This window comes from Ruegeria faecimaris (assembly GCF_900182615.1).
In the GTDB taxonomy this organism is placed as follows: Bacteria; Pseudomonadota; Alphaproteobacteria; order Rhodobacterales; family Rhodobacteraceae; genus Ruegeria; species Ruegeria faecimaris.
Window position 1 is genome coordinate 981502 of sequence record NZ_FXTE01000001.1, and the last position, 19461, is coordinate 1000962.

A 19461-nucleotide genomic window follows, 5' to 3' on the forward strand; every position below is an offset into this window, starting at 1 on the left:
AAAAATATCTTCGGGGGTGTGGGGGGCAGACAGCCCCCCACCCTCTCCACCCGCGAAAGGTCGATGTCTTGAGCGACTGGCTCATCTCTCTGGAAGGCACGCCCAAGGGCCATGACCTTGCCCTTGGGCTCGCGCTGATGGCCGCCTTCTTGCACGCGGTGTTCGGAGCATTACAAAAGGGCCGCCACGACCCGTGGCTGTCCCGCGGGGCTATAGACGCCAGCTACTGTCTTCTGGCTGCACCTTTCGCGTTTTTTGTAGTGCCCTGGCCCGAGCCCTATATGTGGCCAATCTTCGCCACCGTCTGGCTGATCCACATCGCTTACAAGATACTGCAGGCAATGGCCTATACCAAAGGCTCTTATACAGTGGTCTATCCTGTTGTGCGCGGCACCGGACCCCTGTTCACAGTATTCGGTGCCTACCTGTTGTTTGGCGAGACCTTCTCTGCCACGCAATGGTTTGGTGTCGCGGTCTTGCTGGCCGGGATATTCGGGCTTGCGGCCTATAATCTGCGGTTTCTCGAAACCAACCGCGAAACGCTTGGGATCGCCCTAGCCTTGGCCCTCGCAACCGGCCTGTTTGTGGCGTTATATACCACCTATGACGCCTATGGCATTCGTGCGACGGCCGATCCGTTCACCTTTCTGGCCTGGTTTTTCATGATCGACGGGGCCGCCATGCCGATCTATGCGTTTTTTCGCTGGCGCGCGATGGCCCATCGCCCGGCCTTGGGACCCTTGGCGCTGCGCGGCATCGCCGGCGGGATCATCGCCCCTCTATCTTTCGGAGCCATCATGCTGGCCACGCGGTTGGACAAGGTCGGCGAAGCCGCCGTTCTGCGGGAAACCTCCACCGTCTTTGCCGCCCTGATCGGCTGGCTGGTTCTGAAAGAAACCGTCGGCCCAAGGCGGATCGCGCTGATGGCATTGATTGCACTCGGCGCCGTAATAGTTGAAATGGGCGGGTAAGCAGCAGGACAAAAGACATGACAGGCAAGACCGACATAAATCCATTTCTGAAACAGGTGCTGGAACTGGGTCCTCCGCTGGCCTTTTTCTTCATCTACCTGCGCTTGCGCGATGACAGCTTTATGATCGGCGGCATCGAGTATTCCGGCTTTATCATTGCCACGATCATTTTTGTGCCGCTGATGCTGGGGGCAATGGGCATCTTGTGGTACCTGACCGGCAAGCTAAGCCGGATGCAGATATTTACAGCTTTCATGGTCATTTTCTTCGGCGGCCTGACCGCCTGGTTCAATGACGAGCGGTTCTTCAAGATGAAAACCACGCTTGTTTATGGCCTGTTTGCTCTGATCCTGGGGATCGGGCTGCTGCAAAAGAAATCCTATCTTGCCTATGTTCTGGACGAGATGCTGCCCATGAAACACGAAGGCTGGATGATCCTGACCCGTCGTCTGTGTGCGTGTTTTGCTGTTCTGGCCGTCGCAAATGAATTCGTGTGGCGCACGATGTCGACCGACCTGTGGGTCAAGATTGAGACCTTCGGATTCCCCATTGCCCTTATGGCGTTCCTCATGCTGCAGTTCAGCCTGTTGCAAAGCTATATGGATGATCCCGATCATCAATGACGGCTAAATCCTCAACCGCCCTTCGGATGACTTTTCCGTGAAGCGCGGGAGGCCATAAAACCTAACAAAATCCTTGGCTAAACGCTTGGGCTATGAAAAGTTGTGTCACCACTCACCTTTTCCCGCCGGAGCACCACACCAAATGACGGCTTTCCCAAATAGTGGCTTTCTATCCGAAGCTTCAGACCGGCTGAGATCAATGCTCTCGGCACAGGCGACAGAGATTTCTCTCGAACCTGGTGATATCCTTTTCGAACAAGGGGATGAAGGGGATGCCCTCTATGCCATTCTTGCCGGCACGCTAGAGGTGTCCTTCTTGGCGATGAGCGGTCGAAAACTCTCGTTGACATTGATGAAGCCTGGCGAGGTCTTTGGTGAAATCGGCTTGTTCGACAATGGCCCCCGCACCGCAACCGTGGCCGCGGCCGAGGCCTCTCGGGTGCTGCGTGTGCGTAGGTCCGATGTCATGAACCAGATCCGCCAACATCCTGACCTTGCAGTGGATATGATCCGACTGGCCGGTTTGCGCATGCGGTGGATGGGGTCGCAACTGAATGAACAGGTCTTTTTGCCGATGCCTATCCGGCTTGCGCGCAAACTGCTGCATCTGTCCAACCTTCAAGACGATCCAACCACTCGCATTACCCTGTCCCAAAGCGAGCTGGCCGAATTCGTTGGTGCCACGCGCGAAGCTGTCTCAAAGACAATTTCAACCTGGAAACGCGACAAGGTTGTCGAAGCTTCGCGGGGCGGCCTGATGATCCATGATTTTGAGGCACTGCGGGAACTGGCGGATTCCGACCTCATTTGACCTGTTGTGACCTGCTTCACATACGACGGATCGCATTAAGATTACGTTAGGAACTGTTACCGTAGGAGGTCAGAGAATCATCCCCGATATCTGTCCACTGACCTCTCCCTGTACCAGAGCCATACGCCTTCCCCGGCGTGTGGCTCATCTTTTTTCAGCACAGAAAAAAGGCCAGAGCAGGTGCCCTGGCGTTTCTGTTTGTTCAACCTAAGAGATCACTCTTCAAGGCTCAGCGCCACAAAGCGTGGATCTCCACCGCGCCGCACCAAAAGCAGCAGTGACTTCCGCCCGGCCGTGCGGGCTTCTTCCATCCGGTCCTCCAGATCAGAAATCGCAGTGACCTTCTGCTGGCCAGCCTCGGTGATCAGATCACCGGCGCGCAAACCCTTGGCATAGGCTTCTGACGCCTCGTCCACTTCGGTCACAACCAGCCCCTCGGTATCCGGCTCCAGCCCCAGATCAGCACGCAGGGCTTCAGTCACGGGCGATATCGTCAGCCCCAGAATATCGGCATTTTCCTCAACCGGGGCTTCTTCGGCCTCACCCTCTTCGCTTTCGGCCCGCTCGGCATCTTCGCGGCGGCCCAGAGTCACAAGCACTGTCTGCGTGCTGCCATCCCGATGCACCACCACACGGACCGACTTGCCAACCGTTGTCTCACCAACCTGACGTACCAATCCACGGGTGTCATCGACCTCGACACCATCAAAGCTGAGGATCACATCGCCCGCCAACAGGCCTGCCTCTTTGGCCGGGCCCTCGGGTACATCGCTGATCAGCGCGCCACCCGGCTTGTCCAGGCCCATCGCCTCGGCCATATCCTCGGTCACATCCTGAATGCGGACACCCAGCCAACCGCGGCGGGTCTCGCCGAACTCGCGCAGTTGGTCGACAACCTTGACCACCACATTCGAGGCCATCGAGAAGCCAATCCCGATCGAACCGCCATTCGGCGACAGGATCGCCGTATTCACGCCGATCACCTCGCCATCCATATTGAACAGCGGCCCGCCCGAGTTCCCCCGGTTAATCGCAGCATCGGTCTGGATATAGTCGTCATAAGATCCGCTGAGCGCGCGGTTCCGCGCCGAGACGATCCCCGCCGAAACCGAAAACCCTTGCCCCAGCGGGTTGCCCATCGCAATCACCCAGTCGCCAACGCGCGCAATGTCACTATCGCCGAACTTGACATATTTCAGCGGCCCGGTGGCTTCGACCTTCAAAAGCGCGATATCGGTTTTTTCATCTGTACCGATCACTTTCGCAGGCAGTTCTTTCTTCGGTTGACCGTCGCCCGGGAAGAATTCGACCAGTATCTCATCAGCCTCGGCAATAACGTGGTTGTTAGTAACGATGAAACCATCCTCGGATATCACAAACCCCGAGCCCAGCGAATTGCTGCGGCGGGGGCGGTTATCTTCATCCCCGTTACGGTCTTGAAACTCGCGAAAGAAATCTTCGAACGGAGAGCCCTCGGGAACGATCCCCTGCGGGCCGGTCTGTCCCTCGATCAGTGTCGAAGTGGTGATGTTGACCACCGCTGGGCTGATCTTATCGGCCAGCGGAGCCAGGCTTTCGCCCCGCGCCTGGGCGGCCACTGACTGCGCCAATACAAGCAGCATCCCGGCAAAGGCCAGCCACATCAACCGCATGAAACCAACAACGTCGTCCCGCCGGACGGATATAATGCGCGCTTGTGACTGCACGTGGGAACTCCTTGTCGTCAACACTATCTGGATCGCCCGCAGGCGGCCCTTCTTGATATCCAATGTAGCTGGTTTGTCCTTGCCCGCAACTGAGGATCGCGGGGAAATCACCATGAAGTGTAGCCGTTGTTCAAAACCCGACCTGATATGCACCCCATAGCAACACGAGACCTCCCACCATACATAACAATCCTGCAAGTCGACGTGCCTGCTCTGGCATCGACCGCAGCGCCTCTAGCATACGTTCAATAAGCGAAGGGGCCAGCGCATAGGCCAGCCCCTCGACAATCAACACCAGCCCAAAGGCCAGAAGGATCATACCCATTATTCAGACGCCTGCCCCGCCGATTGGCCCCGGCCGGTGGGTGATTTGAGATAGTTGAAGAACTCGGAATCCGGGCTCAATACCATCGAGCTGTTACCGCCCTGCAATGCATTCTGGTAGGCGGTCAGCGAACGATAGAATTCAAAGAATTCCGGGTCCGCACCGTAAGCTTCGGCAAAGATCGCATTGCGTTCGGCGTCAGCCTCACCGCGAATGATCTCAGCCTCACGCCGCGCATCCGACACCAGTTCGACAACGGTCCTGTCGGCCTGGGCACGTACGCGCTGTGCCGCCTCATTACCACGGGCACGTTCGTCCGTTGCTTCGCGCTCCCGCTCGGCCTTCATCCGGTCAAACGTCGCTTCGAGGTTGGCCTGCGGCAGATCGGTCGCTTTCAGGCGCACGTCAATGACGGTCACACCCAGCGCACGTGCCTCGGCAATCGCACTATTGCGGATACGCAGCATCAGCGCAGCCCGGTCCGAGCTCAGGATGTCACGAGACGAAACTGAACCCAGAACTTCGCGGGTTTCAGCGCGCAAGATGCGGTCCAGACGATCCTCGGCAACCGGGATACCACCGACACCAACCGCCTGGCGGAACTGGTTCAGATCGGAAATCCGGTAGCGGGCGAAGGCATCGACGACCAGACGCCGATCATCCAACGGCGTCACTTCAAGCGGTTGAACGTCGATGGACAGGATACGGTCGTCATAACGGACAACTTCCTGAATAAGTGGAATTTTGAACGCCAGACCGGGATCTTCTTTCACCGCGACCACACGGCCGAATTGCAGAACCAGCGCACGCTCGCGTTCATCAACGATAAAGATCGAAGACAGCCCAGCGACGCCAAGGATCACCACAAGGATGAGGATAATGGGTGACTTACGCATCAGTTGCTCTCCCCGGATTGATTGCGGCGCAGTTCGTTCAGCGGCAGATACGGCACAATGCCCTGTCCCTGACCGGCCGAGTTTTCGTCCAGTATGATCTTGTCGACATCACCCAGAATCTGCTCCATCCGCTCCAGATACAAACGTTTGCGCGTTACATCCGGCGCTTTGGAGTATTCTTCCAGAACCGCGCTAAAGCGGCTGGCTTCACCTTGTGCGCTGTTGATCTGCTGGGCGCGATATCCTTCGGCCTCTTCCACAACTTGCGCGGCTTCACCACGTGCTTCGGCCAGTACCTTATTGGCATAGGCGTCGGCGACGTTCTGCAGACGGTCACGTTCTTGTGCGGCGGCCTGAACATCGCGGAAGGCCGCGATTACGTCCTGTGGCGGGTCGGCTTTGTCAAAGTTGACACGCACAATGTTCACGCCGGAATCATAGCTGTCCATCGTCGACTGAATCAATTCCTGCAAGCGATCAGCAATCACACCCCGATCTCGGTTCAGGATCGGTGCCAGCTCGCTTTGTGCAATGATCTCGCGCATGGCCGATTCCGACACGGCGCGGATCGTCTGGCGCGGGTCGCGCAAATTGAACAGATACTTGGCCGGGTCATTGATGTTCCAGACCACCTGATAGTCGATATCGACAACATTTTCGTCGCCGGTCAGCATCAAGCCATCATCGCTACCACGGGCTCCGCCCATGTCTTCGTTCTGCTCGCGGGTCACAGGAATGACCTCGGCAGTTACAAATGGCCAAGGCGCAAAGTTCAGACCGGGATTTCCAACGTTTGAAAATTCACCCAAAAACAGCTCTACTGACTGTTCTTCCGGCTTTACCGTATAAAAGCTGGCCGCCCCCCAAAGGACTGCACCCACCACCAACCCAATGGCAACGGTCCCTTTGGTAAAGATGGGACCACCACCGCCGCCACTGCCCGAACCATTGGTGCCACGACCACCGCCGCCGCCCATCAGGACGCGCAACTGTTCCTGGCCTTTTTTCATCAGCTCGTCGATCTCGGGAATCTGCGGGCCTTCATTTTCGGGAGGCTTGCGCCCGTCCCCGTTGTCACCCCGATTTCCTCCGCCGCCAGAAGAGCCTCCGCCCCCCCAGGGGCCGCCGCTGTTGCCCGCCATTTTTATCTATTCCCTTGTGTTGAACCGTGTGATCACGGGTTCCCTTGTAACTTGTGTGCGCGCGGTTGCAAATCAAGCCGTACGCACAGGATGACGCATTGTTACCAGTTCTTCCGCCATGACCGGATGAACTGCAACGGTGCGGTCGAAATCTTCCTTGGTTGCACCCATTTTGACGGCAATGCCAGCCAGTTGAATCATCTCGCCGGCGCCCGGTGCCACAATGTGACAGCCCAGTACCTTACGCGTGGCCTGAGAGACGATCAGTTTCATCAAAACCCGCTGCGTGCCACCTGCGAATGCCTTTTGCATCGGCTTGAACGAGGTTGCATAGATCTCGACCGGCTCTTGGGCTGCAGCGTCTTCTTCACTCAACCCGACCGTGCCGAATTCCGGCTGCGTGAAAATCGCAGTTGGAATCAGGTCGTGATCCACAGGTGTCGGGTTGCCTTTGAATACGGTTTCGACAAAAGCCATCCCCTCGCGGATCGCAACCGGAGTCAGGTTTACCCGATCCGTCACGTCGCCAATCGCATAGATCGAGGGCACGCCGGTCTGGCTGTAATCATCCACGATGATCTCACCCTTGCGGCCGCGTTCAACACCGATCCCCTCAAGCCCCAGATTGTCGGCATTGGGCGCGCGACCAGTGGCATACATGACCACGTCAAACAGCTGTTCCGTGCCATTGGTGGCCTTTACGCGAATCTTGTCACCGTCTTTGGCCATCTCAAGCACATTGGTGCCCAGATGCAGATCAATCCCGTTCTGGCACATCTCTTCGCTGATCAGACCGCGCGCTTCTTCGTCAAAACCCCGAAGGATTTGCGCACCGCGGTAGAACTGGGTGGTTTTCACGCCCATGCCGTTCATGATTCCTGCAAACTCGCTGGCGATATAACCGCCACCAACGATCAGGATGCTTTCGGGCAGTTTTTCCAGATGGAAAATCTCGTTCGAGGTGATCGCCAGGTCCGAGCCCGGAAACTCGGGCACAACAGGGCGTCCGCCTGTGGCGACCAGAATATGCTTGGCCGTCATGCGGGTGCCATCGGCCAGCTCGACGGTATGTGCTTCCACCACGTGTGCACGCTGATCAAAGCTTTCGACGCCGTTGTTTTTCAGGATGTTGCGATAGATGCCTTCCAGCCGGTCCAGCTCGGCATGGAGTTTGCCGCGGAAGATATCCCAGTCAAATGCACCGGGTTTGACGTCCCAGCCATAGGCCTGCGCATCTTCGACCATGCCAGAGAATTCGCTGGCAAAAACCATCAGCTTTTTGGGGACACATCCGCGGATCACGCAGGTCCCGCCATAGCGATCCTCTTCCGCCAACGCCACTTTGGCCCCGTTTTCGCCAGCCGCCACACGCGCCGCCCGGACCCCGCCCGAGCCGCCTCCGATGACGAAAAGATCATAGTCAAAGCTCATTTACAGTGCCTCTTTCAGTTTTCTGACAACGCTATCGAGCCATCATCAATGATGTACCCGGTCACTCATGACGGCCCAGACTGGACCACTGGGACAGTTGATCTTGCCAAGACGCATACAGATTTGGTCGATAATGCTCAATCGTCTCTACGAAACACTCAGATATGGGTTTCGGCATGGATTGCAACGGAAGGGGTAAACACTCATGCCCGCCATCTGACTTGTTGAAGCTAACAAAAAAAATAGAGCGTCGTTTTTGCTCGGTTTCGTCCAACGCATCAATGTAGCGTACATCAGGCCAAACAATGTCTTGGATCGTTCCTCTACGCGTGCGGAGCTTCAATCCACCAGAGTCCACTAGGGCCACAAGCGACGGCACCTTGAGTGAACCTAGATAGTTCATGAACAACACGACGGAAGTAAGGACAACGAGCACCACTGTGAAAAGCGTGCCACCTGTCCACCCCGCGGAAACAAAACCCCACGCCGCCACCACAGCCGCAACCCCGATCTTTATCAGGTTGCGTTTTAGCGTCCTGGCTCGCGCAGCCAAATCTGCTTCGGTTTCGCGGTATTCAGCAACCGGAGAGGTGCTCATTCCTTAATCCGCCAAATCCGTGAACAGGTTGTCTTTGCCGCCATCGAACAACTCGTCCAGTTCCACCGTTCCCTCGTTGATGTCGCGCAGTTCGACCCGGCCATCTCCATAACCGATCACGACCTTATCGCAAATGTCGATGAACAACCCGTTCTCGACCACGCCGGGTACCTGGTTCAGCACCAGCGCCATCTGCCTTGGGTTTCCGATCCGTTGCAAATGCAGGTCCAGCACGTGATTGCCTTCATCCGTGACAAACGGCGCTTCTCCGTTCATGCGAAGCGCCGAGCGGGTACCGAGAACATCCATGGTATCCAGCACCTCTTCGATCAGGGTGCGTGTGGTCTGCCAGCCAAAGGGGATCACCTCGACCGGCAATGGGAAGGCACCCAGAGTCTCGACCTCTTTGCCGGCATCGGCGATGACCACCATCTGGTCGCTGGCCGTGGCTACGATCTTTTCCTGCAGGTGCGCGCCGCCGCCGCCCTTGATCAGATTAAGCTCTCTGTCGAATTCGTCAGCACCGTCGATGGTTATGTCCAGCCATCCCGCCTGATCCAGGGAAACAACCTCAATGCCCAGTTCACGGGCCAGTTGGGCCGTCCGGGTCGATGTCGGAACACCCTTGATCGCCAGACCTTCTTCTCTGACCCGTTCCCCCAACCGACGCACCATCCATGCAGCGGTCGATCCGGTTCCCAGGCCGACTCGCATCCCATTCTGCACCATGTCAGCCGCACGGCGTGCTGCGACGTATTTTGCAGTGTCGATGAGCGACAGATCACCGGCCATTTCAGCATCCCCCTAATTTGCTGCGGAACTTATACGGAATGCCTACGACAACTGCGAGAGAGAATTGTCCGGATCGGTAGACCAACATGTCGCGAAACTACGCGTTTCCTATGGGAAACGTCGCAATCAGGTCTGTTGAAAACATACGTGAGGTATACATAGTTCGCATGAACACGCCTTACCGCCTGCACTATGCTCCGGACAATGCTTCGCTGGTCATCCGGCTGGCGCTGGAAGAGATGTGCCTGCCCTATGAAACCGTTCTGGTAGACCGCCGCCAAAGCGCACAGGACAGCCCGGAATATCGCGCGCTGAACCCCAATGGGCTGATCCCGGTATTGGAAACACCACAGGGGCCGATCTTCGAAACCGCTGCTATCTTGTTGTGGCTGGCGGATACGCATGGCCGGCTGGCCCCTACCCCCATGGACAGCAACCGCGCCGCGTTTCTGAAGTGGCTGTTCTTTGCCTCCAATACGCTGCACGCTGATCTGCGTATTCTGTTTTATGCCGAAAAATATATAGACGCAGCGCAGGTCAATCCTTTGCGCGCCGGTATCCGCCCTCGTTTGCGCCAGCACTTGCGCCTGCTTGACGATGTTGCGAAAAGCGCGCCTTCCTGGCTGAGCCCGGACATACCATCGGTCCTGAGTTATTATCTGGCCTGTCAGATGCGCTGGATGGCGCTCTATCCTGCGAAGGCTGATCGCAGCTGGTTTCAGATCGCTGACACGCCGCATCTGCAGCGAATGCTGATGCAGTTGGAGACGCGCCCCGCCACACGTGCCGCAATCGCGGCCGAGGGTTTAGGGGTTACACCCTTTACCTCACCAACCTATGCTAACCCACCGGAAGGCTTTGCTACCTGATATGTTTCTGTCTGTCTTCGATATGTTCAAAGTGGGCATTGGCCCGTCCTCGTCCCATACGATGGGACCAATGGTTGCTGCCGCGCGGTTTCTGGACATGATGCGCGCCTCTCCGTTCGAATTTTCAGGGCTGCGCGGGTCGTTGCACGGGTCGCTGGCCTTTACCGGTGTCGGCCACGCAACCGATCGCGCCACGATCCTGGGCCTGGCCGGATTTGTGCCCGACACATATGATCACGAACGGGCCGAGGCCGCACTGGCTGGCATAAGTGAGACCCACAGCGTGACCCCCGAAGGATTGCCCACGCTGCAGTTTGATCCCAAGGCCGATCTGGTTTTCGACTATGAAAACAATCTGCCGGGCCATGCTAACGGTATGGTCCTGATGGCCACGGACGCACAGGGCGACGTGATCCTGCGGCAGGTCTATTACTCGATCGGTGGCGGCTTTGTTCTGACCGAGGAAGAACTGGCCCAGGGCAAGGCAACCGATGAAGGCGCACCGGTGCCCTTTCCTTTCAAATCGGCGGTCGAGATGTTGGACATGGCCAAAACCAGCGGCAAAAGCATCGCCGAGATGAAGCGCGCCAACGAGATCGCGCGCGGCTGTGCAGACAGTTTTGCCAAAGGCACCGCGCGCCTCTGGCAGGTCATGAACGACTGTATCGAGCGCGGTCTGACCACCGACGGAATTCTGCCAGGCGGTTTGAACGTGCGCCGTCGCGCCAAAGGCATCTATGACGCGTTGATGGCCGAGCGTGGCATGAACCTGAACGCGCCCCACACGATCAACGACTGGATGAGCGTTTACGCCATGGCCGTAAACGAAGAAAACGCAGCTGGCGGTCAAGTGGTGACCGCCCCCACCAATGGTGCTGCCGGGGTTCTTCCAGCGGTAATGCGCTATTATCTGGACCATGTACCCGGTGCTTCAGAGAACCACATCGAGGATTTCATGCTGACTGCAGCCGCTATTGGAGGGCTGGTCAAATACAACGCCTCGATCTCGGGCGCCGAGGCCGGGTGTCAGGCTGAAGTCGGCAGCGCCGCAGCCATGGCTGCAGCCGGGCTGTGCGCGGTTATGGGCGGCACCCCGGAACAGGTGGAAAATGCCGCCGAGATCGCTCTCGAGCATCATCTGGGCATGACCTGTGATCCTGTCGCCGGACTGGTTCAGGTACCCTGTATCGAACGCAACGGGCTGGGTGCGATCAAGGCGGTATCAGCGGCCTCCTTGGCCCTGCGCGGAGATGGTCACCATTTCGTACCACTGGACGCCGTCATCGAAACCATGCGTCAGACAGGGCATGACATGCACGAAAAATACAAGGAAACGTCATTGGGCGGTTTGGCGGTGAACGTGCCGAATTGCTGAAACAAAGCGGGGAAGCATGATGGATGGCCATTGTCTTTGCGGTAAAGTTTCATTTCAGGTGGACCCGCCTGTTCTGTCCTGTGTAACCTGCCACTGCGACAGTTGCCGCAGACAATGCGCGGCCCCGATGACGGCCTATTTCGGGATCCGCGATGGACAGTTGAAATGGACGGGCCAGGCACCAAAGACATTCGCATCCTCACCCGGCGTAGAACGCAGCTTTTGTCCTGATTGCGGCTCGCCGATCTCATTCCGGTCTGCGTCCATGTCCGGCATAATGCACCTCTACGTGGCCCTTCTGAAGGACCCCAACCAGTTGCAGCCAACACTGCATGTCGCGCATGAGGAAAAGCTGGACTGGTTGCAAATGGATGACGGGCTGCCGATCTGTATCGGCCCGGACTACACCAAGATGCAGCCTTTGCCTGAAACCTAGCTTTCGCTTTCCCCTGTTCAGCCAAAGCGCTAGCGTCGCTGCATGACACAGGATCGTCCCGTTTTTGGCATCGTGCTGATGCTTGGCTTTTGCGCGCTTGCACCCTTGGGGGATGCGGTCGCCAAATTACTGGGTGAAACCGTGCCGCTTGGAATGCTGGTCTTTGTCCGGTTTGCCATTCAAGCCATGTTGTTGGTTCCGCTGGTCGCCTGGACTGGCAGGCCCTGGCGCATGCAGGGGCGTATATTTCGCCTGGCTGTCATAAGAACCCTGCTGCACATCGTCGGCATCGCCGCGATGTTCTCTGCCCTGCAATACCTGCCGCTGGCCGACGCTGTGGCCATCGCCTTTGTTATGCCGTTTATCATGTTGCTTCTTGGCAAACTGGTACTAAAGGAAGAAGTCGGCAAGCGACGCCTGATTGCGTGCCTTGTGGGCTTTGGTGGTACATTGCTTGTCATTCAACCCAGCTTTGCCGAGGTCGGATATGCGGCTTTGCTTCCACTTGTCGTCGCGGTGGTGTTTGCCCTGTTCATGCTCGTGACCCGGCAAATTACAAAAGCTACAGATCCCATTGCTCTGCAGGCCGTGTCGGGCGTCATAGCTTCTGTCATCCTACTGCCTGCCCTGTTGGTGGGAACACCCGCCGGAATCTGGGAGCTGTCCCTGATTGCTCCGAATTTGGGCGATGTCTGGCTTTTGCTTGCAATCGGGCTTCTCGGCACGGTCGCACATCTGTTCATGACCTGGTCGCTGCGATATGCACCCTCTGCAACATTGGCCCCGATGCAGTATCTCGAAATCCCAGTCGCTACGGTGTTTGGCTGGCTGATCTTTCACGACCTGCCCGACGGTGTCGCCGCTTTGGGCATCTGCATCACCATCGCTGCCGGCCTCTATGTCATTCTGCGTGAGCGGGCCAGCGCCCGGACGGCCCCGACAGAAGCGCCTGCATGACCTGATCCAGCATCGCCCTGGGAAACATTACCAAAAGGCCCGGCCCATCCATGCGCAATTCTACCGAGCCCAATGCGCGGTTGGACGTTCCGACAGCGCCGTTCGGCTCCATCACCAAACCGTCGATTGGCCATTCAAGGCCGCGGCTTTGCCCTGATACACGCTGTAATGGAAACAATGAAACGACATCTCGAGGCGCCATAGAAACCGAGATTTGAGGGGGTGCGTGAAAGATAATCTCACTTTCGCCAATCAGAATACAGGGCTGATCTTGCCTGCGAACCAAGACGTTGAGTGCTGCTAACTGGTGATCCAGACGCCCCCCGAGAAAACCGACCCCAATCACCAACGGCGCCTCGACACTGCGCAGGGCCTTGTCGAAATCCGTGCTGTTTTGTTCGCTAATTGGAAACAGTCGATCCAGCGGAATCTGATCTTTGTGATCCGAATCGAGCGAATCAAAATCACCGATAACAGCGTCTGGAGTACGCCCAATTTCCAACAAACTTGCCGCCCCACCATCCGCGGCGACGGCCAACTTTGTGCGAATCAACGCCAAATCCAAATCTTCAGGGCCAATTTGACCGCTTCCAACCAGCGTGATTGACTCTTTCGAACGTACAATTCGCGTCTTTTTCATGAGATTGATCATTTTTTCCGGGTTTTGACACATTGAGACCACAAAATGATAGGTTCATGGACGAAGTTCTGAGCCAATAGCTCTGCCCACGACCGGGCTGATGGCTCGTGTAGTTTGTAGAGGACGTACGTCTGATGGTACAGAATAACAAGGTTTTGACAGTTTCCTACGGAACCTTCTCGTGCACTTTGGAAGGATTTGACGATTCTTTTGAAACGATGAAGTCGATTGCCGAATACTTCCGCGACCTTGCAGCGGATGACAGGTATTTTGGGTCCGAACCCCCGCAACCAGACGCCGAAATGCTGACCCGCATCGCTCAGCGAGATGCGACGCGTAAAGTCGAAGCCAGCCAGAACGAAAACGGATTGCTTCTGCGGGCGCAAGACCGTGCCGCTTCGCCGTCCCTTTCTACCGCGCCCATGGCCCCGCCCAGTACCCCGAGTGCTCCGGCCTATACCCCTGCCCCCTCACAGTCCGCGCCCATCGCAGAGGCCGAGCCGGTAGAGGGTCGACCCGAACCCGCCGCCGATAGTATCGCCGCAAAGCTGCAACGGATCCGGGCGGTGGTCTCTCATAGCGAAGAAAACTCGGTGATCTACGCAGAGGATGAAGATTCCCCCCTGATGAAATCCGAAACCGGCCCAACTGATGCCGTATCGGCTGCCTTTCAGGCCGGAACTCTGACCCCCACAGATCTGGCCGAATCCCCCGCGGCCGATGCTGAGGTTGAAGCGGCTCAGGAATTTGAGCCCGAACCTCAGATGGACATGCCCCCACCCGCCGCGGAAGAGGCAGAGATCGAAGGCCCGGCCCAAGAGACCCCCGCCGTGCCAGAAATTGATGTCACACCTACTGCCGACGACGTGACCACTGTCGAGGCAGAAGAGGTTTTGATTTCGGATCTGAGTGCCGAGACGGACGAAGCCGAGAGCGACGAAATCGACAATATCCTGACAGAAGACATTTCGGCGGACGCAGACGAACCTGAAGAGGTTGCCGGCTATTTGACCGAAGAAGACGAGGAAACTCTGCTTGACGAAATCGCCAGCGTCGAAGCCGTGTTATCCGCCCGTGCGTCCGAGCCTCTGCCTGAGGAACCGAACCTGGACGAGGACGTTTCTCGCCTGATGGAAAAGGCGGTCGAACAGATGGACGATCCCGCGACTGCCACTCAGCGCGAGACATATTCTCGTCTGCGCAATGCAGTGGCCGCAACCAATGCTGATCGCGCAGATGCGCTGAACCGTAATCAGGCTCAGCAGATCAGCCCGCGCCGCCCCGAAAGCAATGTTACAACTGCCCGTCCCAAGGCAGAGCCTGCCGCTCCCCTCAAGCTGGTTGCTGAACAGCGCATCGACAATAAAGACGAGGATGAAATGGGGCCGATTTCTCCGCGCCGTGTAAAATCCAAACCGCTGGGTCTTCCGATCGAGGAAAGCGGCTTTGCGCACTATGCGCAGGAACAGGGCGCACAATCTCTGCCGGACCTGCTGGAAGCTGCGGCATCTTATCTGTCGTTCATCGAAGGCCAGGAACAATTCTCGCGCCCGCAACTGATGAACAAGATCCGTTCTCTCAAGCAGGACGATTTTAATCGCGAGGAAAGCCTGCGCTCATTCGGGCAACTGCTGCGCGATGGGAAGATTGAGAAAGCCGGCGGAGGTCGGTTTGCGGCTTCGGACGAGATCGGGTTCCGCCCTGACGGAGATGAACGCGCCGCAGGCTGAATTCAAACCGAAAATAAAAAAAGGGCCGGAGACTAACTCCGGCCCTTTTTCATTGGGCGATCTTTTGTGGGCAGGCGTATGAACCCGCCGCGGGATGAGCCCCGAATAGGCCGCTCAGTCAGAGGATCCGTTTGGATCTTCTTTTCCGACACCTTTGAAGATGAATTTGAAAGGCAGAGCCCACAAAATGCCGAGCGCTACGTATACCAGAAGTTCCAACCAAATTGGTGGCCGGTCCAACCAGTTTATCACCGTCACCACCGCAACGATATAAGCCGGCAGGCCAATCAGCAGCAGCACCATCGACCAACGACGACGCGCTTTATAGCTCAGGCCATTTTTCTGTTCGCCCGCCATCAGTCAGCAAACGGGTCTGTCACCAAAATGGTGTCATCCCGCTCTGGGCTAGTGGACAGCAATGCAACCGGACATTCGATCAACTCTTCGACCCGACGCACATATTTGATGGCATTTGCAGGCAAGTCCGCCCAACTGCGCGCGCCTTCCGTGGATTCGCTCCAACCAGGCACCTCTTCGTAGATCGGAGTACATCGTGCCTGCTGATCGGCTGCAGTGGGAAGATAATCCAGACGTTTACCGTCAAGGTCATAGGCAACACAGATTTTCAGCGTCTCGAATCCGTCCAGCACGTCCAACTTGGTTAGCGAAATACCGTTTACGCCACTAGTGGCACAGGTTTGGCGCACTAGACAGGCATCAAACCAGCCGCAACGCCGCTTGCGCCCAGTGGTCGTACCAAACTCGTGCCCACGCTCACCCAGACGCTGGCCATCCGCATCATCCAATTCGGTTGGAAACGGCCCCTCACCCACACGGGTCGTGTAAGCCTTTACGATGCCAAGGACAAAATCAATCGAGCCGGGCCCGATGCCGACGCCGGTCGCCGCCTGACCGGCGATCACGTTGGACGAGGTCACAAACGGATAGGTTCCAAAGTCGATGTCCAGAAGGGCACCCTGCGCGCCTTCAAACAGAATACGCTTACCAGCCTTGCGCTTTTCGTTCAGTACTTTCCAAACGGGTGCTGCGAAAGGCAGAATCTCGGACGCAATTTCCCTTAGCTGAGCAATCAGTGCATCGCGGTCCACGGGTTCGATCCCCAATCCCTTGCGCAGCGGGTCATGGTGCTGCAGCGCGCGATCTACGCGTGCCTCAAGGGTCGCCTCGTCTGCTAGGTCAGCAACCCGCACAGAACGCCGCCCAACCTTATCTTCATATGCGGGGCCTATTCCCCGACCCGTGGTCCCGATCTTGGTTCCTTTGCTTGCCGCCTCTTCGCGTGCGCGGTCCAGTTCACCGTGGATGGGCAGGATCAGCGGGGTGTTCTCTGCGATCATCAGCGTTTCGGGCGATATCTCGACCCCCTGCGCCTGGATCGTTGCGATCTCTTTCAGCAGGTGCCAGGGGTCAAGAACAACGCCATTGCCAATGACACTCAGCTTGCCGCCACGTACCACACCGGATGGCAGAGCGTGCAACTTATAGACGGCACCGTCGATTACCAACGTATGACCGGCATTATGCCCGCCTTGAAAACGCGCGATCACATCGGCCCGTTCACTGAGCCAATCGACGATCTTGCCTTTTCCTTCGTCACCCCACTGGGCGCCGACAACAACCACATTGGCCATATCTGGTCCTTTTGCGCTGAGATATCAAACCCGGCTCGTATAGCGATGTGTCAGCGACAGGGAAACCGATAATTCGCCGCAGATCATAACCACGCTGTGCGTGGTGCCTCCGGCGGAGGTATTTTTGGCCAGATGAAGAGAGGATCCCTTGCTTCATCTGGCTCAAAATACCTCGGGGGAGTCGCGGCTTGCCGCGGCGGGGGCAGCGCCCCTTTTCTAGCCATTCGACAAATGAACGGGTTCACCATGTGGAGTCGTCAAATAGGCTTTCTCCCAATCCAACGAGACTGCAGAGACATCACTTGGGTTCGCGTCACCCATTTCGGCTAAAAAGGCCTCGAGTGTTTCCAGCCAGGCATGGAAATAGTCGTTGCCACCATTCAGCTCTTTGCTCAGACCATTGCGTTTTAGCATCTTCGAAAACCGATTGGCCCATTCCGACCATTCGAATCGTCCCGCTTCATTCAACGCGACCGTGACCGCAAAAACCTGTGCATGCCAGGGCTCAGCGAATGCCGGCTCGGGTAATGGCTGTGCGTTACACTCACTCATCGGGCACCAGATAGCTTTGCCACAGATCTAATATGACCTCGTCATTTCGGTTCTCGGGATCGGCCCAAAGCTCCGAGGCCGGGAATGCAACCGCATATAATGGTTCAGGTGCCTCTCCCAGACCATGAGCATTGGAATCCGGCAAAACATGCGTCCCATGCAGGCGTAATATCCGACCGCAAGCGCCAGAAGCGTAAGATGGCAACCTGGTATGACCACCGTTTTTCAGGCGGTTGGCAGCCGGTCGTACTGTACGCACCTTTTGACCGGGATCAAACTGCACCGCGATATTCGAGGGTCGATCAGCCGGACCGCCTTTGGACAGTACGCCCTCAACCGCCCCGACTGTCAGCGCGCGGGAAGCCAAAGGATGTGAAGCATCCGTTCCTTGGCCCAAAAGGTCTTCCAAAGTCAGGACCCCCTGCTCTACCAACAGATCTGCAAGTGCTGACACCCATTTTTCGTAGTAAGAGAATCGTGCATAGTCTTTGGGCGACAGTCGTTCGCGTGCATGGCGCGAGATGTCGATATTCCATTGTCCCAGAAACCCGGCAGCCAATGTCAGTGCCAATGCGCGCCCGTGCCATTCTTCTGGGAAAATCACTGCATCTTGGGATTCGGGGATCACCGGACCGTCGCCGAACCGTCCTCCCATATCGTGAACGCGGGTCATGACGGCACCTTTGGCAGGCCGGTTCCGATCATACTGTCACGGGTCACAAGCGCGGTCAGGTCGTCTTCGGTCATCCCATCGGTGCCATCGGGGCGCATGGGTAGAACAAGATAGCGTATCTCGGCCGTTGAATCCCAAACCCGCACGGCTGTTTCATCCGCCAGAGAAACTCCGAACTCTGACAAAATTTTACGCGGCTCACGCACGGCCCGCGCACGATAGGCATCCGATTTATACCACCCCGGTGGAATCCCCAACAAAGGCCATGGGTAGCAACTGCACAGCGTGCAAACGACCATGTTGTGGAGATCAGGGGTATTTTCGACAACAACGATATGTTCACCTTGCCGACCGTAAAAACCAAGCTTTGTCACCTCGGGCGTTGCATCCTTAAGCAGTGCTGCCTTAAAGGCCGGGTCAGTCCAGGCTTTGGCAACAACCCGGGCACCGTTCTGCGGGCCAATCTTGTTTTGGTAAGTGTCGATGATCTCATCCAAAGCGGCCGGGTCGATCAGCCCCTTGCGGGTCAGAATCGTTTCCAGCGCCTTGACGCGAAGGGCGGGTTCAGGCGGCAATAAGGCGTGCGGATGGTCGGGATCGTCATGTGGCATGGGTCGCAGCCTGCTTTACCATCCCCTTGCCTGTCCAGTCTCTTTGCTGTGATCCCGAAGATCACTTGGCGTGATGGTAACTCGTGACTTGCCCCCGGAACCAAACTTGCATAAGTACCTCGCGATACACGCCACGCTGTACAGGACCACCATGGAAAACGTCGTTCTCATTATCCATCTTCTTCTGGCTTTGGGCCTGATCGCCGTCGTCCTGATGCAGCGGTCCGAAGGCGGCGGCCTTGGCATGGGTGGCGGCGGAGGCGGTGCCATGGCTGGCCGGTCGGCTGCAACAGCATTGGGCAAGGTGACCTGGATTTTAGCCGCGTGCTTTATCGTCACTTCGATCACACTGACCATTCTGGCGGCACAAAAATCCTCGGGCAGCTCTGTGCTCGACCGGATTGGGACACAGGCACCGGCCGCGACCGAAGAAAGCACACCGGCAATTCCGTCGGCGGATGACCTGTTGCCTCCGGCACAGGGTGACAACGCGCCTTTGATCCCGCAGGCCAACTGACACACAAAACCTAGAAACAGAAAAGAGAACTGCAACAGCATCTTGCGGTTCTCTTGCGCTATTGGCGCGAATCCTTTATACGTGAAGTCCCGTGATGCAGCGGTTTTTCTTGAACCGCCGGGCAGCTGATATTGACGTCTCACGGGGAGCAGCC

22 protein-coding genes are annotated in these 19461 nt (G+C 57.1%); 9 read left to right on the forward strand and 13 right to left on the reverse strand.

Annotated elements, in window-relative coordinates:
* The first annotated feature begins 68 nt into the window (after window positions 1-68).
* From FN806_RS04820 to FN806_RS04830, 3 genes are all read left to right on the forward strand, one after another.
* A complete protein-coding gene (locus tag FN806_RS04820; protein ID WP_142634560.1) occupies window positions 69-971 on the forward strand; it encodes an EamA family transporter in 903 nt (300 codons plus the stop codon).
* 17 nt (window positions 972-988) lie between these two features.
* Complete coding sequence (locus FN806_RS04825; protein ID WP_142634562.1) at window positions 989-1594, forward strand: inner membrane-spanning protein YciB; 606 nt, start codon at window positions 989-991, stop codon at window positions 1592-1594.
* Between the two features lie 142 nt (window positions 1595-1736).
* Window positions 1737-2405 carry a Crp/Fnr family transcriptional regulator gene (locus FN806_RS04830; protein ID WP_142634564.1) on the forward strand — a complete coding sequence of 223 codons (669 nt, stop codon included), beginning with the start codon at window positions 1737-1739 and terminating at the stop codon, window positions 2403-2405.
* A gap of 215 nt (window positions 2406-2620) precedes the next feature.
* On the opposite strand, the gene FN806_RS04835 is transcribed toward FN806_RS04830, so the two are convergent.
* The 7 genes from FN806_RS04835 to rpiA form a co-directional block, all read right to left on the reverse strand.
* On the reverse strand, window positions 2621-4057 hold the full coding sequence (locus FN806_RS04835) for a Do family serine endopeptidase (RefSeq protein WP_246097166.1): 1437 nt from the start codon (window positions 4055-4057) through the stop codon (window positions 2621-2623).
* 184 nt (window positions 4058-4241) lie between these two features.
* Window positions 4242-4436 carry a DUF2065 domain-containing protein gene (locus FN806_RS04840; protein ID WP_142634568.1) on the reverse strand — a complete coding sequence of 65 codons (195 nt, stop codon included), beginning with the start codon at window positions 4434-4436 and terminating at the stop codon, window positions 4242-4244.
* Window positions 4436-5332, reverse strand: a complete 897-nt coding sequence (gene hflC, locus FN806_RS04845; RefSeq protein ID WP_142634570.1) for a protease modulator HflC — start codon at window positions 5330-5332, stop codon at window positions 4436-4438. The genes FN806_RS04840 and hflC overlap by 1 nt, the downstream gene beginning before the upstream one ends.
* A complete protein-coding gene (gene hflK, locus FN806_RS04850; RefSeq protein WP_142634572.1) occupies window positions 5332-6474 on the reverse strand; it encodes an FtsH protease activity modulator HflK in 1143 nt (380 codons plus the stop codon). The genes hflC and hflK overlap by 1 nt, the downstream gene beginning before the upstream one ends.
* Window positions 6475-6546: 72 nt before the next feature.
* Window positions 6547-7905, reverse strand: a complete 1359-nt coding sequence (gene gor / locus FN806_RS04855) for a glutathione-disulfide reductase (protein WP_142634574.1) — start codon at window positions 7903-7905, stop codon at window positions 6547-6549.
* Window positions 7906-7966: 61 nt separating this feature from the next.
* Window positions 7967-8503, reverse strand: coding sequence for a hypothetical protein (locus FN806_RS04860; protein WP_142634576.1), 537 nt, complete (start codon window positions 8501-8503; stop codon window positions 7967-7969).
* A 3-nt stretch (window positions 8504-8506) separates the two neighbouring features.
* Complete coding sequence (rpiA, locus tag FN806_RS04865; RefSeq protein ID WP_142634578.1) at window positions 8507-9295, reverse strand: ribose-5-phosphate isomerase RpiA; 789 nt, start codon at window positions 9293-9295, stop codon at window positions 8507-8509.
* A gap of 167 nt (window positions 9296-9462) precedes the next feature.
* Here rpiA and FN806_RS04870 point away from each other — a divergent pair, with 167 nt between their 5' ends.
* Genes FN806_RS04870 through FN806_RS04885 form a run of 4 tightly spaced genes read left to right on the forward strand, consistent with a single transcriptional unit; the run spans window position 9463 to window position 12932 of the window.
* Entirely contained in the window at window positions 9463-10164 is a 702-nt protein-coding gene (locus tag FN806_RS04870; RefSeq protein ID WP_142634580.1) for a glutathione S-transferase family protein, read from the forward strand.
* A 1-nt stretch (window position 10165) separates the two neighbouring features.
* The gene (locus tag FN806_RS04875; protein WP_142634582.1) at window positions 10166-11539 is read left to right on the forward strand and encodes an L-serine ammonia-lyase; all 1374 of its coding nucleotides are present in this window, start codon (window positions 10166-10168) and stop codon (window positions 11537-11539) included.
* Window positions 11540-11558: 19 nt separating this feature from the next.
* Complete coding sequence (locus FN806_RS04880; protein WP_142635156.1) at window positions 11559-11975, forward strand: GFA family protein; 417 nt, start codon at window positions 11559-11561, stop codon at window positions 11973-11975.
* A 42-nt stretch (window positions 11976-12017) separates the two neighbouring features.
* Complete coding sequence (locus FN806_RS04885; RefSeq protein ID WP_142634584.1) at window positions 12018-12932, forward strand: DMT family transporter; 915 nt, start codon at window positions 12018-12020, stop codon at window positions 12930-12932.
* Here the strand turns inward: FN806_RS04885 and FN806_RS04890 are convergent.
* Complete coding sequence (locus FN806_RS04890; protein ID WP_185956620.1) at window positions 12877-13572, reverse strand: thiamine diphosphokinase; 696 nt, start codon at window positions 13570-13572, stop codon at window positions 12877-12879. The two genes, FN806_RS04885 and FN806_RS04890, sit on opposite strands and share 56 nt — an antisense overlap.
* A 134-nt stretch (window positions 13573-13706) precedes the next feature.
* Here FN806_RS04890 and FN806_RS04895 point away from each other — a divergent pair, with 134 nt between their 5' ends.
* A complete protein-coding gene (locus FN806_RS04895; RefSeq protein WP_142634588.1) occupies window positions 13707-15302 on the forward strand; it encodes a hypothetical protein in 1596 nt (531 codons plus the stop codon).
* 114 nt (window positions 15303-15416) lie between these two features.
* On the opposite strand, the gene FN806_RS04900 is transcribed toward FN806_RS04895, so the two are convergent.
* The 5 genes from FN806_RS04900 to nthA form a co-directional block, all read right to left on the reverse strand.
* Window positions 15417-15659, reverse strand: coding sequence for a DUF2842 domain-containing protein (locus FN806_RS04900; protein WP_142634590.1), 243 nt, complete (start codon window positions 15657-15659; stop codon window positions 15417-15419).
* Window positions 15659-16954 carry an adenylosuccinate synthase gene (locus FN806_RS04905; RefSeq protein WP_142634592.1) on the reverse strand — a complete coding sequence of 432 codons (1296 nt, stop codon included), beginning with the start codon at window positions 16952-16954 and terminating at the stop codon, window positions 15659-15661. The genes FN806_RS04900 and FN806_RS04905 overlap by 1 nt, the downstream gene beginning before the upstream one ends.
* A 216-nt stretch (window positions 16955-17170) precedes the next feature.
* On the reverse strand, window positions 17171-17506 hold the full coding sequence (locus FN806_RS04910; protein WP_142634594.1) for a nitrile hydratase accessory protein: 336 nt from the start codon (window positions 17504-17506) through the stop codon (window positions 17171-17173).
* Window positions 17499-18179 carry a nitrile hydratase subunit beta gene (nthB, locus tag FN806_RS04915; protein WP_142634596.1) on the reverse strand — a complete coding sequence of 227 codons (681 nt, stop codon included), beginning with the start codon at window positions 18177-18179 and terminating at the stop codon, window positions 17499-17501. Before nthB ends, FN806_RS04910 begins: the two co-directional genes overlap by 8 nt.
* Window positions 18176-18790: a nitrile hydratase subunit alpha gene (nthA, locus tag FN806_RS04920; protein ID WP_142634598.1), complete on the reverse strand. Its 615-nt coding sequence runs from the start codon at window positions 18788-18790 to the stop codon at window positions 18176-18178. The genes nthB and nthA overlap by 4 nt, the downstream gene beginning before the upstream one ends.
* 151 nt (window positions 18791-18941) lie before the next feature.
* On the opposite strand from nthA, the gene secG reads away from it, so the two are divergent.
* Complete coding sequence (gene secG, locus FN806_RS04925; RefSeq protein WP_142634600.1) at window positions 18942-19307, forward strand: preprotein translocase subunit SecG; 366 nt, start codon at window positions 18942-18944, stop codon at window positions 19305-19307.
* Window positions 19308-19461 lie beyond the last annotated feature (154 nt).

Excerpts from the sequence above, each read along its gene's own strand:
- FN806_RS04825 (WP_142634562.1), top strand. The coding sequence starts at position 989 with ATGACAGGCAAGACCGACATAAATCCATTTCTGAAACAGGTGCTGGAA.
- FN806_RS04830 (WP_142634564.1), top strand. The coding sequence starts at position 1,737 with ATGACGGCTTTCCCAAATAGTGGCTTTCTATCCGAAGCTTCAGACCGG.
- FN806_RS04835 (WP_246097166.1), bottom strand. The coding sequence starts at position 4,057 with ATGCGGTTGATGTGGCTGGCCTTTGCCGGGATGCTGCTTGTATTGGCG.
- FN806_RS04840 (WP_142634568.1), bottom strand. The coding sequence starts at position 4,436 with ATGGGTATGATCCTTCTGGCCTTTGGGCTGGTGTTGATTGTCGAGGGG.
- hflC (WP_142634570.1), bottom strand. The coding sequence starts at position 5,332 with ATGCGTAAGTCACCCATTATCCTCATCCTTGTGGTGATCCTTGGCGTC.
- hflK (WP_142634572.1), bottom strand. The coding sequence starts at position 6,474 with ATGGCGGGCAACAGCGGCGGCCCCTGGGGGGGCGGAGGCTCTTCTGGC.
- gor (WP_142634574.1), bottom strand. The coding sequence starts at position 7,905 with ATGAGCTTTGACTATGATCTTTTCGTCATCGGAGGCGGCTCGGGCGGG.
- FN806_RS04860 (WP_142634576.1), bottom strand. The coding sequence starts at position 8,503 with ATGAGCACCTCTCCGGTTGCTGAATACCGCGAAACCGAAGCAGATTTG.
- rpiA (WP_142634578.1), bottom strand. The coding sequence starts at position 9,295 with ATGGCCGGTGATCTGTCGCTCATCGACACTGCAAAATACGTCGCAGCA.
- FN806_RS04870 (WP_142634580.1), top strand. The coding sequence starts at position 9,463 with ATGAACACGCCTTACCGCCTGCACTATGCTCCGGACAATGCTTCGCTG.
- FN806_RS04875 (WP_142634582.1), top strand. The coding sequence starts at position 10,166 with ATGTTTCTGTCTGTCTTCGATATGTTCAAAGTGGGCATTGGCCCGTCC.
- FN806_RS04880 (WP_142635156.1), top strand. The coding sequence starts at position 11,559 with ATGGATGGCCATTGTCTTTGCGGTAAAGTTTCATTTCAGGTGGACCCG.
- FN806_RS04885 (WP_142634584.1), top strand. The coding sequence starts at position 12,018 with ATGACACAGGATCGTCCCGTTTTTGGCATCGTGCTGATGCTTGGCTTT.
- FN806_RS04890 (WP_185956620.1), bottom strand. The coding sequence starts at position 13,572 with ATGAAAAAGACGCGAATTGTACGTTCGAAAGAGTCAATCACGCTGGTT.
- FN806_RS04895 (WP_142634588.1), top strand. The coding sequence starts at position 13,707 with ATGGTACAGAATAACAAGGTTTTGACAGTTTCCTACGGAACCTTCTCG.
- FN806_RS04900 (WP_142634590.1), bottom strand. The coding sequence starts at position 15,659 with ATGGCGGGCGAACAGAAAAATGGCCTGAGCTATAAAGCGCGTCGTCGT.
- FN806_RS04905 (WP_142634592.1), bottom strand. The coding sequence starts at position 16,954 with ATGGCCAATGTGGTTGTTGTCGGCGCCCAGTGGGGTGACGAAGGAAAA.
- FN806_RS04910 (WP_142634594.1), bottom strand. The coding sequence starts at position 17,506 with ATGAGTGAGTGTAACGCACAGCCATTACCCGAGCCGGCATTCGCTGAG.
- nthB (WP_142634596.1), bottom strand. The coding sequence starts at position 18,179 with ATGACCCGCGTTCACGATATGGGAGGACGGTTCGGCGACGGTCCGGTG.
- nthA (WP_142634598.1), bottom strand. The coding sequence starts at position 18,790 with ATGCCACATGACGATCCCGACCATCCGCACGCCTTATTGCCGCCTGAA.
- secG (WP_142634600.1), top strand. The coding sequence starts at position 18,942 with ATGGAAAACGTCGTTCTCATTATCCATCTTCTTCTGGCTTTGGGCCTG.